The organism is Nocardia sp. BMG51109 (assembly GCF_000526215.1).
Classification (GTDB): Bacteria; Actinomycetota; Actinomycetes; order Mycobacteriales; family Mycobacteriaceae; genus Nocardia.
In genome coordinates, this window is the sequence record NZ_JAFQ01000004.1 from 7,047,012 (window position 1) to 7,061,399 (window position 14,388).

14 protein-coding genes are annotated in these 14,388 nt (G+C 71.0%); 11 read left to right on the forward strand and 3 right to left on the reverse strand.

The genetic code is table 11. The features are described from left to right. Nucleotides 1–12: 12 nt before the first annotated feature. The 3 genes from opcA (at nt 13) to D892_RS0133180 (ending at nt 2,361) form a co-directional block, all read left to right on the forward strand. The gene (gene opcA, locus D892_RS0133170; RefSeq protein WP_024805374.1) at nt 13–921 is read left to right on the forward strand and encodes a glucose-6-phosphate dehydrogenase assembly protein OpcA; all 909 of its coding nucleotides are present in this window, start codon (nt 13–15) and stop codon (nt 919–921) included. 36 nt (nt 922–957) lie between these two features. Continuing rightward, complete coding sequence (gene pgl / locus D892_RS0133175) at nt 958–1,692, forward strand: 6-phosphogluconolactonase (RefSeq protein ID WP_024805375.1); 735 nt, start codon at nt 958–960, stop codon at nt 1,690–1,692. A gap of 159 nt (nt 1,693–1,851) precedes the next feature. Beyond that, nucleotides 1,852–2,361, forward strand: coding sequence for a nitroreductase family protein (locus tag D892_RS0133180; RefSeq protein ID WP_024805376.1), 510 nt, complete (start codon nt 1,852–1,854; stop codon nt 2,359–2,361). A 227-nt stretch (nt 2,362–2,588) separates the two neighbouring features. On the opposite strand, the gene D892_RS0133185 is transcribed toward D892_RS0133180, so the two are convergent. Further along, nucleotides 2,589–3,563 carry an alpha/beta fold hydrolase gene (locus D892_RS0133185; RefSeq protein WP_024805377.1) on the reverse strand — a complete coding sequence of 325 codons (975 nt, stop codon included), beginning with the start codon at nt 3,561–3,563 and terminating at the stop codon, nt 2,589–2,591. Nucleotides 3,564–3,617: 54 nt separating this feature from the next. Here D892_RS0133185 and D892_RS0133190 point away from each other — a divergent pair, with 54 nt between their 5' ends. The 3 genes from D892_RS0133190 (at nt 3,618) to D892_RS0133205 (ending at nt 6,252) form a co-directional block, all read left to right on the forward strand. Next, nucleotides 3,618–4,457 carry an SDR family NAD(P)-dependent oxidoreductase gene (locus D892_RS0133190; protein ID WP_024805378.1) on the forward strand — a complete coding sequence of 280 codons (840 nt, stop codon included), beginning with the start codon at nt 3,618–3,620 and terminating at the stop codon, nt 4,455–4,457. A gap of 180 nt (nt 4,458–4,637) precedes the next feature. After that, nucleotides 4,638–5,282, forward strand: coding sequence for a siderophore-interacting protein (locus D892_RS42715; RefSeq protein ID WP_084161859.1), 645 nt, complete (start codon nt 4,638–4,640; stop codon nt 5,280–5,282). A gap of 49 nt (nt 5,283–5,331) precedes the next feature. Continuing rightward, the gene (locus tag D892_RS0133205; protein ID WP_024805380.1) at nt 5,332–6,252 is read left to right on the forward strand and encodes an alpha/beta fold hydrolase; all 921 of its coding nucleotides are present in this window, start codon (nt 5,332–5,334) and stop codon (nt 6,250–6,252) included. 146 nt (nt 6,253–6,398) lie between these two features. Here D892_RS0133205 and secG read toward each other — a convergent pair whose 3' ends face one another. Together secG and D892_RS0133215 are read right to left on the reverse strand one after the other, a co-directional pair. After that, nucleotides 6,399–6,632, reverse strand: coding sequence for a preprotein translocase subunit SecG (gene secG / locus D892_RS0133210; protein WP_024805381.1), 234 nt, complete (start codon nt 6,630–6,632; stop codon nt 6,399–6,401). A gap of 46 nt (nt 6,633–6,678) precedes the next feature. Beyond that, entirely contained in the window at nt 6,679–8,289 is a 1,611-nt protein-coding gene (locus tag D892_RS0133215; RefSeq protein WP_024805382.1) for an MFS transporter, read from the reverse strand. 372 nt (nt 8,290–8,661) lie between these two features. On the opposite strand from D892_RS0133215, the gene D892_RS0133220 reads away from it, so the two are divergent. The 5 genes from D892_RS0133220 to D892_RS44150 all read left to right on the forward strand — a co-directional run bounded on the left by D892_RS0133220 (nt 8,662) and on the right by D892_RS44150 (nt 14,384). Then, nucleotides 8,662–9,639 (forward strand): ornithine cyclodeaminase, encoded by a 978-nt coding sequence (locus D892_RS0133220; protein ID WP_024805383.1) that lies wholly within the window; start codon nt 8,662–8,664, stop codon nt 9,637–9,639. Next, nucleotides 9,636–10,964 (forward strand): alanine racemase, encoded by a 1,329-nt coding sequence (locus D892_RS0133225; RefSeq protein WP_036570717.1) that lies wholly within the window; start codon nt 9,636–9,638, stop codon nt 10,962–10,964. Before D892_RS0133220 ends, D892_RS0133225 begins: the two co-directional genes overlap by 4 nt. After that, on the forward strand, nt 10,961–12,478 hold the full coding sequence (locus D892_RS42720) for a cysteine synthase family protein (protein WP_024805385.1): 1,518 nt from the start codon (nt 10,961–10,963) through the stop codon (nt 12,476–12,478). The genes D892_RS0133225 and D892_RS42720 overlap by 4 nt, the downstream gene beginning before the upstream one ends. 8 nt (nt 12,479–12,486) lie before the next feature. Further along, nucleotides 12,487–13,896, forward strand: a complete 1,410-nt coding sequence (locus D892_RS0133235) for an MATE family efflux transporter (protein WP_024805386.1) — start codon at nt 12,487–12,489, stop codon at nt 13,894–13,896. Between the two features lie 179 nt (nt 13,897–14,075). Then, nucleotides 14,076–14,384, forward strand: coding sequence for a hypothetical protein (locus D892_RS44150; RefSeq protein WP_051499252.1), 309 nt, complete (start codon nt 14,076–14,078; stop codon nt 14,382–14,384). Nucleotides 14,385–14,388: the final 4 nt, after the last annotated feature.

Sequence of the window (14,388 nt, forward strand, 5' to 3'; positions counted from 1 at the left end):
GGAGTCGATCCGATGATCGTCGACATGCCCGCGACCGATACCCGGTCGGTCGCCAAGCGTCTGGTCAAGCTGCGCGAGAGCAACGGCGTCATCACCACGGGCCGGGTGCTGACGCTGGTGGTGTGCACGCTCGACAGTTCCGAGGCCGAGGACGCCATCGATGCCGCCAACGACGCCAGCCGCGAACATCCGTGCCGCGTCATCGTTCTCGCCCGCGGCGACCGCTTCGCCGACACCCGGCTGGACGCCCAGATCCGCGTGGGCGGCGATGCGGGCGCGGCCGAGGTCATAGTCCTGCGGTTGCAGGGCGATCTGGTCAATCACGAGAGCAGCGTGGTCATACCGTTCCTGTTGCCCGACACCCCGGTGGTGGCGTGGTGGCCGCGCGGGGCGCCGGAGTTCCCCTCGAAGGATTCGGTGGGGCGCCTCGCGCTGCGGCGCATCACCGACTCCACCTTCGCGCCGGATCCGCGGGAGGCGATCGGCAAGCGGCTGGCCTCACACGCACCCGGAAACACCGATCTGGCGTGGAGCCGGATCACCTACTGGCGGGCGCTGCTGGCGTCCGCGCTCGACGAACCGCCGTACGAGGCGGTGGATTCGGTGACCGTGTCGGGCCTGCGCGAGGAACCGGCGCTGGACATCCTGGCCGGCTGGCTGGCGGCCCGGCTGTCCTGTCCCGTGCACCGGCGGATCGGCGAGCTGCGGGTGGAACTGCACCGGCCGACGGTGTCGATCGCGATCTCCCGCCCGCAGACAGGCCGCACGGCCACCCTGTCCCGCACCGGCGAACCCGATCAGCGGTTCGCGCTCGCGCGCCGGGAGACCAAGGACTGTCTGGCCGAGGAACTGCGACGGCTGGACGACGACGAGATCTATGCCGAGGCACTGTCCGGGATCGCCAAGGTGACCTACGAGTAACCCCGATCCGGCCGTGCCGCGGACGAGAGGACGAGGATGAGCGACCCACTGATCGAGGTCTACGCGGATACGAACGACCTGGTGACCGCGGCGGCCGCCCGGTTCGTCGCGGTGGTCACCGAGGCGCAGGAGCTGCGCGGGTCGGCGTCGGTGGTACTCACCGGCGGCGGCACGGGCATCGGGCTGCTGGAGGTGGTGCGCAAGGCGCCCGGCGATATCGACTGGTCGCGGCTGGACGTCTTCTGGGGTGACGAAAGGTTCGTTCCCGCAGGCGATCCCGAGCGCAACGAGCTACAGGCGCGGCAGGCGCTACTCGATCACGTGGGCGTCGATCCCGCCCGCGTCCATCCGGTGGCCGCCTCCGACGGCGAGTACCCGGACCCGGTCGAGGCGGCCGCGGAGTATTCGGCGGCCGTGCACGCCCATCTCGCTCAGCACGGCGCCTTCGACCTGCATCTGCTCGGCATGGGCGGCGAGGGCCACGTGAATTCGCTGTTCCCGCGTACCGATGCGGTCCGCGAGGCGCACGAACTCGTTGTCGCCGTGACGGATTCGCCGAAGCCGCCGCCGGTGCGCGTCACCTTGACCATCCCGGCCCTGCACCTCACCCGCCACGTGGTGCTCGTGGTCGGCGGCGCCGCCAAGGCCGGGGCCGTCGCGGCCGCCGTCGCCGGTGCCGACCCGGCCGAGATCCCCGCCGCCGGCGCGCAGGGCAGCGCCACCACCACCTGGCTCCTGGACGAACCGGCCGCCGCCTCCCTCCCCCGCTGAGCCGGGCGGGCTGAATGGTTTCCGGCGATACCTGTCGCTGCCGGTCGCCGCGTGGACGCCTTCGGAGCAGCCGTTCACCCGGACCCGATGGGCCTCGGCCTTCGCCGGTTCGTCACCTGACCGGACGGGCGACGGCCCACCGTAGGTAAGGTCGGCGCGGTGGAGAACACGATCCGGACATTGCGGTCGGTGCGGCACTTCCTTCCCACCGCGGTTTCCCGCACCGCCGTCGAGCGGATCGTCGACGCGGCGCGGTGGACCGGGTCCGCACGCAATCGCCAGCCCTGGCGGCTCGTCGCGGTCGCCGATCCCGGTGTGCGCGCGGAGCTGTCCCATTTGGGGAACTTCGCCCTCCACCTCGCCGACGCTCCGCTGGTGATCGTCCTGCTGTCGCAGGACAACGGTTTCGCCGATACGGAATTCGATATGGGCCGCGTCGCGCAATCGCTCTGCCTCGCCGCCCACGAGCAGGGCCTCGGCACCTGCCTCACCACGTTTCACCCCGACGACAACGTCCATCGCGCCGCCCGCCTGATCGCCGCCGCACCCGGCTGGCTCCCCCGCCACGCCGTCGCCGTGGGCCACCCGGACACCACCCGCGCCCTCGCGCCGACGGCAATTCCGCGAGGCCGACTATCGGTCTCCGAACTCCTCACCTGGGTGCCCTGACCGAACCATCCCGACGGTTCGCCCGGACCGCCCAGCAGTGTGTTCGCCAACCGCCCACCGCGCGAGCCGGACCGGACTCGGCGATTCGAGCCGCAGCGAAGGCGCGTCGCAAAGACGTAACCCCGGCGATATGGCGAGGCCAGTGATCGTTCCGGGGTCTTCGCAGCCGAGCGTAATAGGGCACGGCCGGGGCCCCGACGCGCTCGATCGCATGGGCGCGTTGATGCCTAGTCGCCCGTCGACAAGCCCAGCTTGGCAAGGTGGGTGGTCAGGAAGGTGTTCACCGCCTCCGTGCTTTCCAGTTGCACCAGATGACCTGCGCCGGGGACCTTTTCGACCGCGCGGAGGTCGGGGACGTGGGCGCGGAGAGTGTCCAAGGGGTCGTGGCCGCTGAAACCCTCCATGTCCGGGTCGTTTTCGCCGTAGAGGAAATGGGTGGGGACGGCGACCGTGGTGGGCAGGTCGGCGGTCAACTCCCAGTTGCGGTCCAGGGCGCGGTACCAGGTGAGGCCGCCCGTGAAGCCCGTGCGCTCGAATTCCCTTGCCAGGACGTCGAACTCGCCCTCGCTCAACCCGTTCCACGGCAGCGCGGGCGCGTCTGGAAGCACGTCGAGATATCCGAGGCCCGGCGGGTTCTTCCAGGTGTCCAGGTAGTGGTAGTCGCCGCTCAGCGCATAGAAGACGCGGGCGAGGAACTCCCGCGGCCGGGCCGCCAGCTCGGCGTCGGCCACGCCCGGAGTCTGGAAGTACGCCAGATGCAGAAAGTGGCGCTCGGCCGCGCGGACCCAGAACGCCGACGGCGGTTTCGGCGGCCGCGGGACGTACGGATTGTTCAGGACGAACACCGCGTCCACCCGCTCGGGCGCCCGCAGCGCCAGCTCCCACACCAGCATCGCGCCGAAGTCCAGGCCGACGAACACCGCGCGTTCGGCGCCGATATCGTCCAGCAGGCCGAGCAGATCGCCGATCACCGCGCGGTTGGTATGGGCCTCGACCCCGTCCGGCGCCTCGGTCCCGCCGTATCCGCGCAGGTCGGGGGCGATGGCCCGATAGCCGGCCGCCGCGACGGCCGCCAACTGCCGATGCCAGACGAACCAGCCGTGCGGAAAGCCGTGGCAGAACACCACCGGGTACCCCTCGCCCTGCTCGGCGACATGCATCCGGATGCCGTTGGTCTCCACGAACCGATGTGTCGGCTCCACTTCGCCTCCCAAGGACTAGAACGTGTTCTTATTTCACGGTAGTGTCCCGGAGTCGTGAACGGAATACTCACCGGCCGGGTCGCCGTGGTTACCGGCGCCAGCCGCGGCATCGGCAAGGGCATCGCACTGGAGCTCGGCGCGGCGGGCGCGACGGTCTACGTCACGGGCCGCTCCGCCACGCCGGGCAAGCTACCGGGCTCGGTCACCGAGACGGCGGCGGAGATCGGCGCACTCGGCGGCACGGGCGTACCCGTCGTGTGCGACCACCGCGACGACACCGCGGTGGCCGAGCTGTTCACCAAGGTCCGCGCCGACCACGGGCGGCTCGACGTTCTGGTGAACAACGTCTACAACGCCCCGGCCTCGTCGCGCTGGCTGGGTAAGCCGTTCTGGGAGGTGCCGCCGAGAGCCTGGGACGAGAGCTTCGACATCGGCGTCCGATCCCACTACGTCGCAAGCCATTACGCCGCCCCGTTGCTGATCGACAGCGGCGGGCTCATCGTCGGCGTCTCCTCCCCCGGCGCCGAGCACTACACCCACAACGCGACCTACGGCGTCGCCAAGGCCGCGGTCGACCGCCTCACCGCCGATATGGCCCACGACCTCGCCGACACCGGCGTCACGGCGGTGTCGATCTGGCCCGGCATCGTGAACACCGAACTGCTGCAGATGGTTCCGCCCGACGCCGACGGCCGCCGCCTGGTCACGCTGCCCGGCGAGGGCACCTTCGACCTCAACGAGGCGGAGTCCCCGCGTTTCCCGGGCCGTGCCGTCGTCGCTCTGGCGGCCGATGACGACCGCCGCGCTCGCACCGGAAAAGCCTGGCGCGTAGCGGATCTCGCCGACCACTACGGGTTCACCGACATCGACGGCCGGATTCCGCGAGTCGGCTGAACCACGGCCGCCGCGACGCACCCGCGTTCGCCGGCGTCCAGGCCCGAGCGGCCGAATTCGGTCCGATCGCGGTCGGTGCCGGGGCGGCTCACCACAGCCGTGCGGTGCACGGCGGTCCGGCCGACGACCCTACGCGGAACGGCCGGCCACCTCTGCCGCACGCCGCCGCCCGAGCCGTGGATGCTCCTCGGCCCGGCGATAGTCGCCGTCGTCACCAATTCCTTCCTCGATCGTTCCGCGGCGCGATATCCGCCGACCCCTTTCGGTTTCGCCGCGAGGGGCGGCGATCCGCGCACGTATTCGGTCTGGCACTTCGACCCGGTCGCCGCCGTCCTCGACCTGTGCGTCCTGGATCACGGCGACGGCCCCGGCGCCCGCTGGGGTTGCGCGGCCACCGTCGGTGATCAGGTCCGATTCCGCGGTCCGACAGGCTCTTTCACGGTGCGCGACGAGGCGCCCTATCACCTGTTCGCCGGCGAGGACACCGCCGCGGTCGCCTTCGGGGCCATGTTGCGCGCCCTGCCGCGGAGTGAGCCGGTATACGGAGCCGTCGAAACCGCCACGGCGGCAGACCGTCTCCCGCTCCCCCGCGCCCGCGAGTTGGTCCACCCGCTGCGCGGCGACGCATCCGCGGCGTTCTCGCAGATACTCCTCGACGCGGTCCGCGGACTCGAGCTGCCCGCCACCCCCGGCCTCGCCTACCTCGCCGGAGAAGCCCGCACCATCCAGCTCGTCCGCCGCCACCTGATCCAGGAACGCGGCTGGCCGCGCCGATCGGTGCTGACCAAGCCGTTCTGGACACCCGGCAAGAAGGGGCTCGAGTAGTCCCCGGCCCGCGACAGCGGCCGCCCGGACGCCGTGGAAAGCTGCTGCCATGGCAGTCGACGAGCCGTTCCTCGCACCGAATATCGGCAGGCCCGCCGAGAAGGTCGGATACTTCCCGGACCGGGACGCCTTCGACCGCTTCGCCGCCGCCTACCTCGACGGCCTGGCCGCACTTCCCGAACCCGATGAAACGGCCGCGGTGACAACGACATTCGGGCCGGTCCGCGGTTACCGTTTCGGTGACGGCGACGGCATTCCGCTGGTCCTGCTGTCCGGGCGGCAGGCCTCCACCCCGATGTGGCGGGCGAACCTGCCGGGGCTCCGCGCGCACCGCACCGTCTGGTCGATAGACAGCATCGGGGAACCCGGAGCGAGCAGTCAGCACCGCCCTCTGACCGGCGCCGCCGATCAGGCGACGTGGGTGGCCGAGGCGCTCGCCGGGCTCGGGATCGAGCGCGCGCATCTGCTGGGCGTCAGCATCGGCGGCTGGCTGGCCACCCAGGTCGCCCTCCGCCGCCCCGAATGCGCGGCATCGGTGACGCTGCTGGATCCGGCGAACACCTTCGCGCCGTTGACCTGGAAGATGATCGTCGTCTCGCTGGGCAGCGTGATTCCGGGCATGCCGACGGCCATCCGGCACCGGCTGCTCGGCTGGATCTCCGGCGGCGTCCGCAGCAGCGATGCGCTGCCCGAAGGCCGCCTGATCGCCTCGGCGATGCGCGACTTCAGCTCCGCGCAGCCGATGCCGGCCCGGCCGACCGCGGCCGAACTGTCCGGGATCACCGTCCCGATGCTCGCCGTCCTCGCCGGCCGCAGCATCGTGCACGACGCCGCCCGCGCGGCCGAGACCGCCCGCACGGTTCCGGGGGCACGCGTAGAGCTGTGGCCGGACGCCTCACACGCCGTCAATGGCGAATTCCCGGATCGAATCGCCGAGTGTTTCACCGACTTCGCCGCGGCGATCGGATAGCGCCCTCGGGCGCCACCCGGGATGCGACCGACCCACGCCCATCCCTCGGCGTTGTGCCGTCTCTCGGTGTTGTGTCTCAGTGTTGTGGTGGCCCGCCCGGAGGTCGCCGGACCGTGTCACCGGTCCGGCGATAGCCGTGTCACCGGTCAGGCGAACTTGATCTCGAAGCCGATGCCGAGGATGGAGATCAGCCAGACGACGCCGATGAAGATGGTGATGCGATCGAGGTTCTTCTCCACGACGGTGGAGCCGGACAGGCTCGACTGCACGCCGCCGCCGAACAGGCTGGACAGGCCTCCACCCTTCGCTCGATGCAGCAGCACCAGCAGCACCAGCAGGATGCTGGTGATGATCAGGAGGATATCCAGGAACATGCGCATGCCGGACAGTTTATGCGGTCGCTCCGGCAGCACCTGCCTGGGGTGATCAGCCGCGCCGCCACCCCCGCACCGGCTGCACGGCCACCAGATGCCGGGTCTGGATCTCCCCCACCGTGTACCGCTCGAGCCGCTGCTCGGCGAGCCGGTCCTGGGCGGTCAGCCGCACCTGGTGCTGGCGCATATGCTCCTGCCAGGACCGCACGACGAACGCCTCGGTATAGCGGTCGGCCACGCTCACGTCCCGGTACAGCCGCCATTCCATCGCCCCCGTCCGCTGCCGGGAGCGTCCGACCCGCGCCATCGCGGCGGAGAACTCCGCGGCCGTCTCCTCCGGAACGTGGTAGGTGACCAGGACCAGCACCGGTCCGTCGTCGGCGGCCGGTTCGAAGTCCAGCACCGGCTCGGGCCAGTACGCGGTCGGCGTGGTGTCCAGGGTGGCGACCCGGACCGGCAGCCACAGCGTGCTCACCGCGCACAGGCCGAGCAGCGCGGCGGCCGCGATCATCGCCGTCTCGGTTCCGTACGCGCCGGCGACCAGTCCCCAGGCCAGCGAACCGAGCGCCTGCCCGCCCATGAACACCAGCTGATACACCGACATCCCGCGCGCCCGCACCCACGACGACAGCAGTAGCTGCATGGTCGCGTTCAGCGTCGACATCGACGTCATCCACGCGAATCCGCCGCCGATCAGGCCCACCAGCACGATCGCGGTATTCGGCACCGTCGCGGCGAGCACGGTCGACACGCCGAACAGGGCCGCGGCCGACGCCAGCCCGTGCGTCGGGCTCAGCCTGCGCCGCAGCCGCGACAGCTGGGTGGCGCCCAGCACCGCGCCGGCGCCGAGCGCGCCCAGCAGCAGGCCGTAGCCGGACGATTCCAGGTGCAGCCGGTCGTGCGCGATCACCGGCAGCAGCGCCCACAGCGCGCTGGCCGGCGCGATGAACAGGATCGAACGCAACAGCACCCGCCGGATCGCGGGCGCGGCGCGGATGAACCGCAGTCCGGCCGCCAGCGCCGCGATCGGCCGTTCGGCGGGCAGGTCCTGTTCCTCGGCCGGGCGCCGCCACCGGAACAGCACCGCCACGATGCCGACGAACGAGACCGCGTTGAGCCCGAACACCAGTGTGGGACCGGCCAGCGACACCAGGGCGCCGGCGATCGCCGGCCCGACCGCGCGCCCGACATTGAAACCCATGCTGCCCAGCGCGGCCGCCGCCGGAATCTGATTGCGCGGCACCAGCTCCGGCTGGATCGCCTGCCAGGCCGGGGCGGTGAGCGCCTGCCCGACGCCGAGCACGAACAGCAGCGTCAGCAGCGCCGGCGGGGTGATCTGCCCGGTCGCCGTCACGACGGTCAGCGCCGTCGCCACGAGCGCCATGGCCGCCTGCGCCCCGATCAGCAGCCGCCGGCGATCCAGCAGATCGGCCAGCACACCCGACGGCACCGCCAGCAACATCACCGGCAACGTGGTCGCGGTCTGCACCAGCGACACCAGCGTGGCCGCGTGCGGATCGCCGACCAGCAGCCACTGCGCGCCGACCGTCTGCATCCAGGTACCGAGATTCGACACCAGCTGCGCGATCCACAACGCGCGGTAGATCCGGGACGCCAGCGGCGCCCAGGTGGAGACGGGCGAATCGGCACCGGTAGCGGTCACGAAGTCCCAGTTTATCCGGAGCGAATCGGACCCGGCCCCGCTCCGGGCGGTTCACCCGGAGCCGACTCCGGACAAACGGTGTCACTTGTCACAGGACTCAGACTATTGACAATCATTACCATTAACCTACTGTGTCCTCATGGGCACGCTGCGGATCGGAATGCTGTTCGCCGCACCATCCTTCGCCGGCGTTGTGGTGAGCCGACCTGCGCCACAACCTGATTCACGCGCGGCACCCTGAACTCTCCACCGGCCCCGTTCTCGCCGCACCCGGCGATACCGGCCGGACTCCCGTGCGACGGAACGCCGATCGACCCACGCCGGACACACCGGCCTGCGACCGCACATCCCCCCACCGACCGAGGAGACCGGATGAAACCCACGCTGCACGTCCTGACCCGCACCGATCTGGCCGACGTCGACATCACGCCCGGCGAGATCATCGCGCTGGTCGAGGACGGCTATCGGGCCTTCGCCCAGGGTGATTCGCGCTGCCCGACCAAGCTGATGATGCCGATCCCGGTCGAGGAGCGCGACGCGGTGTCCTATTCCATGCTCGGCTACGACGGATCGCTGCAGCAGGTCGGGTTCAAGACCTCCTACCGGCAAGGAAACGACAGCGCCGAAAAGTACTACACGACAATCAGTTTGTACGACGACACGACCGGTCTGCCGTTCGCGTTCATGGACTGCCAGCGGGTCGGCGCGTCCCGCACGCCCGCGACCACCGCCCTCATCGCCAAGTACTGCGCCCGGCCGGGCGCCACCAGCGCCCTGATGATCGGCACCGGCGTGCAGGGCCGATATACGCTGCCGTACCTGCTGACGGTGCTGCCGGATCTGCGGCGGCTGCGGTTGTACGGCACCCACCCCGACGGGATCGCCGACACGAAGGCCGTACTCGCGCGCTACTTTCCGGACCGGGAGCTGGAGCTGGTCGACGATGTCCCGGCCGCGGCCGCCGACTCCGATATCGTCGTCGCCGCCTCCGGCCGCGCCGCGCATCCCCCGGTGCAGACCGCGTGGCTGCGGCCCGGCGGGCTGCTGATCTCGGTCGCCAGCAAGGGCGTGGCGACCGGCGCACTGCGCGACGCCGATTACGCGATCGCCACCAGCACCGGCCAGCTCGGCGTGACCGGCACCCGGCTCGCGGGCCCGGACGGCGCGGTCGAGATCCACGCCGAGCTGCCCGATATCGTGGCCGGGCGCGCGCCCGGGCGCCACACCCCGCGCGACCGGGTCTTCGCGTTCTCCAGCGGCATGATCATCACCGACATCCCGGTGGCGCACGCGCTGGCCACCCGCGCGGTCGCGGCCGGGCGCGGGCGCGAGGTGTCGCTGTGGGCATGACCACCATCTCCCTGCCCGCCACCGAAAAGCCCTGGGCGCAGCGGGTTCGATCGGATCCGGGGCTGCTGTTCGACATTCACCACGCGATCGGCGGTCCGTACCACATCGTCCAGCCCGACCAGTTCGCCGAGAATCTCCGCTCGTTCCAGGCGGTGCTGGCCGAGCGCGGCGTGCGCGGCCAGGTGTATTTCGGGAAGAAGGCCAACAAGGCCGGCTGCTGGCTGCCGAAGGTCGCCGCACTCGACGGCGCGGTGGATGTCGCCAGCGCCCCGGAACTCGTGCACGCCCTCGCGCAGGGAATCCGCGGGCGCGATATCGGTGTCACCGGCGCCGCCAAGAGCGACGAGCTGCTGTGGCTGGCCGTCCGGCACGGCTGCCTGATCGCCGTCGACGCCCTCGACGAACTCGAGCGCCTCGCGGAACATGCCCGCACCGACGGGCCCGCGCGAATCCTGTTGCGGGTGCTGCCCGCTCGCGCACCGGACAGCCGATTCGGCCTGTCGCCCGCCGATCTGGAGCCGGCCCTCGCCCGCTGCGCCGGGCTCCGGCCGCACGTCGAGATGGCGGGCTTCTCCTTCCATCTCGACGGCTACGCGGTGCGGCCCCGCGCCGAACTGGCCTGGGAGCTGGTCGAACTCGTCGGCAAGGCACGGGCGGCCGGGCTCTCGGCGCAGGCGATCAGCATCGGCGGCGGCTTCGCGTGCAGCTACCTCGCCCCCGGGGATTGGGCGGCGTTCACCGCCGGGCACACCGAAAACTGGTTTCATGCCGGAAAACGCTTCGGCGCCTTCTACCCGTATGCGCAGGAACCGGTCGGCGCGGCCATGCTCGACGCCGTCCTGACCACCGAATTCGACGGCGCCACGCTGGCGCATCACCTGCGCGACAACGACATCCGGCTGCTGCTGGAACCCGGCCGGGCCCTGCTGATCGACGCCGGATTCACCGTCTTCCCGGTGCAGGGGTTCAAGCGCAACGACGCGCACGGCATCACCACGGTGGCGGGGCTGAGCATGAGCGTGTCCGAACAGTGGAAGGGCAGCGAATTCCTCCCCGACCCGATCCTCCTGCCGCGCCACCCGCTACCGGACGCACAACCCGTCGCCTCCTGTGTGGGCGGCGCCAGCTGCATGGAGTACGACATGCTGACCTGGCGCAAGGTTCCGTTCCCGCAGCCGCCCGCGGCCGGCGATCTCCTGCTCTACCCGAACACGGCCGGCTACCAGATGGACAAGAACGAAAGCGAATTCCATCAGATGCCGCTGCCCCCGAAGATCGTGCTGACCGACGAGGACGGCCGCCGGCGCTGGAGAATCGACCGATGACCGCGGGACTCGCGCCCCGCGACTCCGGCCGCGAGCACGCCGGAACACCGTCGGCGGGATACCTCGGGCGGACCGGCGAGCACGTCGCGATCACAACGGACGAACGCCCGGGACCGACCCGCGAGCAGCCCCCGGACAGGACCGCGGAATACACCGCGACATCCGGTGATCAACCCACCGGACCGATCGGCGCGCACACCGGAACAGCGTCGGCAGCACGCACCGATGCGCTCAGCGATCACACTGGAACACCGTCGGTAGCGCCCACCGGAACGGCGACCGAGCAGGACTCGGGAGCGAACGGCCGACGCACCGCAGCCGCCGGAACACCGCACGCCTCGACGACCGTTGCCCAGCGCACAGCGACCACCGGTGCCCGACACTCGGCGACGACCGGTGCCCAGCGCGCGGATACGGCGAGCCAGTGGGGAACGGCCGGGCGCCCGGAACGGGTGGTCCGCCGGGCCTGCGAATTGATCGGCCGCACACCGCTGTTCGAGCTGACCCGGACCGGTACCGGCACCCGGCTGCTGCTCAAGCTGGAACAGTTCAACCCGACCGGCTCGGCGAAGATCCGGATGGCCCGGGAGATGGTGCTGCACGCCGAGCGCACCGGACTGCTGCGGCCCGGCGGCCATATCGTCGAGCCGACCTCCGGCAACACCGGAACCGGGCTGGCGCTGGTGGCACTCGAACGCGGTTATACCTTCACCGCCGTCGTCGACGGCCACGCGGCGCGCGACAAGCTGCGCGCCATGCGGGCGCTGGGCGCCCGGCTGGTCCACGTCGAGGGCGGCGACGGCGGACCGAGCACCGTCGCCCGGCGCCGCAAGGCCGCCGAGATCGCCGCGGCCACCGGCGCGTACTGGCCCGACCAGCACAACAATCCCGGCAACGGCGCGGGGTACCGGGGCTTGGCCGAGGAACTGCGCGCCGATCTCGACGCGGATATCGACTGGCTGATCGGCGCGGTCGGCACCGGCGGATCGCTGTGCGGGACCGTCGACGAACTGCGCCGCCACGGTTCCCGCGTCCGCACGATCGGCGTCGAACCCGCCGGATCGATCATCTTCGGCGGAACGGGACGGCCGTACTGGCAGACCGGCGCCGGCAGCCCCGCCGGATTCCGGATCGGCCGCAACGTCGACTACCGGCACATCGACGAGGGCTGCAAGGTCGCCGACGCCGACGCGTTCGCCACCGCGCGCATCGTCGCCCGCCGCACCGGGCTGCTCGTCGGCGGAACCGCCGGAGCCGCCATCCATATCGCGCTGCGCCGGCTGCTGTACCTGCGGCCGGGCGGCACCGTGGTGGTGCTGGTCTGCGATGCCGGGGAGAAATACCTGGATTCCGTCTACGACGACGACTGGCTCCTCGAACGCGGCCTGCTCGACCATCTCGCCCATCAGCGCACCCGCAGACTGCTGACCGCCTACGACGATTCGGTCCGCCTCGCCGGCGGCAGTCCGCCCACCGGCCATCACACCGCCGGCCTGGAACGCACCGGAACATGAGGGAGCACATGACGATTCGCTGGTCCGACTACCGCGCGATCCTCGCCCTCGCCGGGCCGGTCATCGGTATCCAGCTCGCCCAGATCGCGCTGACCACCGTCGATCTCGCGATGATGGGCCTGCTCGGGATCACCGCCGTCGCGGCGGGCGGTCTGGCGCTGCTGCTGTACAACCAGATCCGCACCATGTGCGTCGGCATGGTCACCGGCGTCGGCAATATGGTGTCGGGCGCGTTGGGCCGGGCCGAGAAGCGCTGCGGCGGCGCCGGACTCGACGATCCGGCCCGCACCGAGATCCGCGGATATCTGCGTGCTGCACTGGCCGTCGCCACCCTCACCTCGGTGGCCGGCGCGGCCGTGCTGATCGGGATCGGATATCTGCTCGGCGTGCTCGGCCAGCGGCCGGAGGTGGTCGACGCGGCGCGGTCGATCATCTGGACGCTGGCGCCCGGACTGGTCCCGATGCTGTGGCTGAACGTGCTGCGGCAGTTCGCCGTCGGGATGCGCCGGGCCGGATCGCTGCTGCGCGTGACGATTCTGTCGATCGGCGTCAACGCGCTGCTGAACGCCGCGTTCATCTACGGCTGGCTGGGCCTGCCGCGGCTCGGGCTGGCCGGAATCGGCCTGGCCACCACGCTCGTTCAGGTGTGGACGTGCGGCGTCTATCTGGTCTCGGTGCTCCGCGACGACCGCCTCGGCCCGCTGCTGTCGCTGCGGGCCTGGCGCGCCGAACGCGCCACCGTGCGGCACATCGTCGCGATGGGCACCCCGATCTCGCTCACCTACGGCTCCGAGGCCGCCATTACCTCGGTGGCCACCCTCATGATGGGCGGCTTCGGACCGGTGCCGCTGGCGGCCAGCAATATCGTGAACAACCTCGCCCAGATCGTCTATCAGTTCAATATCGGCCTGTCCCAGGGCTCGTCGATCATGGTGAGCCGCGTCGTCGGGCAGGGCGATCGGCCGGCCGCGCGCGGAATCGCCCGCCGCACCTTCACCCTCGCGTTCGCGTTCATGACCGTGGTCGGGCTCGGCTACGTCCTCGCACCCCACCTGGTGCTCGCGCCGTTCCTGGGCGACCATCGCGACGACGCGGCAGTCGTCTCGGCGGCCGCGACGCTGCTGTGGTTCGCCATCGTGCACCAGTACTGCAAGGGCTCGCAGAATCTCTGCATCGGCCTGCTGCGCGGGCTGGGCAACACCAAGGCCGGGCTGAAGAACACGCTCGTCGGCTATTTCGGCGTCGGCATCCCCGCGATGGCTCTGTTCGGATACGGCCTGGGCTGGCACGGCCCGGGCGTGTGGCTGGGACTGTGCCTGGGGTTCGGCACCACCGCCGTGCTCGTCCACCGCACGTTCCGTACCGAATCCGCCACGCCCGCACCGCAATCCGGAGAGCGCGCCGCCTCGGCGAGCTGAGTCCGGCTACGCCGCCGCGACCGGCATCACCGCCATGGCGACGGCCATGGTCAGGTGCGGCGCGCGGGCGACGGCACGGCGCGAGGCAGCGGGCTCCCGCGCACCGGCGTCGGGGGCGCCACCGTGATCCGGCAGATCACCATGCCGGTTCCGGCCCTGCGAACGACCGCGCCTGCGCCGTGCGGCCGGGCACCGACAAGGTGGACTTCCTCGTCGACGGCGCGGCGGTCGGCAGCTTCGGCGACCCGCCGCACGGGAAGGGCGTGAATCTGCTCGGCAAGCCGGTACCGCTGCTGGGACAGGCGTGGCTCGACAGCAGCTACTGGTTCCCGCTACCGATTCCGGAGTACGACGAGCGCGGGCAGCAGCTCACGATGACGCGGTACCGGCAAAGCCCGAACGAGCCGGCCCCGCTCACCCGACGGCCGCGGCGCCGGACCCGAATCCCCCGCCCGGCGCTCCCGCTCCCGGCCCGCACCCGTCGGTAGGATC

Bases quoted from the DNA above. Each gene is read 5' to 3' on its own strand.
- pgl (WP_024805375.1), top strand. From the start codon at position 958: ATGAGCGACCCACTGATCGAGGTCTACGCGGATACGAACGACCTGGTG.
- D892_RS42720 (WP_024805385.1), top strand. From the start codon at position 10,961: ATGACCGCGGGACTCGCGCCCCGCGACTCCGGCCGCGAGCACGCCGGA.
- secG (WP_024805381.1), bottom strand. From the start codon at position 6,632: ATGCGCATGTTCCTGGATATCCTCCTGATCATCACCAGCATCCTGCTG.
- D892_RS0133225 (WP_036570717.1), top strand. From the start codon at position 9,636: ATGACCACCATCTCCCTGCCCGCCACCGAAAAGCCCTGGGCGCAGCGG.
- D892_RS0133235 (WP_024805386.1), top strand. From the start codon at position 12,487: ATGACGATTCGCTGGTCCGACTACCGCGCGATCCTCGCCCTCGCCGGG.
- D892_RS0133205 (WP_024805380.1), top strand. From the start codon at position 5,332: ATGGCAGTCGACGAGCCGTTCCTCGCACCGAATATCGGCAGGCCCGCC.
- D892_RS0133220 (WP_024805383.1), top strand. From the start codon at position 8,662: ATGAAACCCACGCTGCACGTCCTGACCCGCACCGATCTGGCCGACGTC.
- D892_RS42715 (WP_084161859.1), top strand. From the start codon at position 4,638: ATGCTCCTCGGCCCGGCGATAGTCGCCGTCGTCACCAATTCCTTCCTC.
- opcA (WP_024805374.1), top strand. From the start codon at position 13: ATGATCGTCGACATGCCCGCGACCGATACCCGGTCGGTCGCCAAGCGT.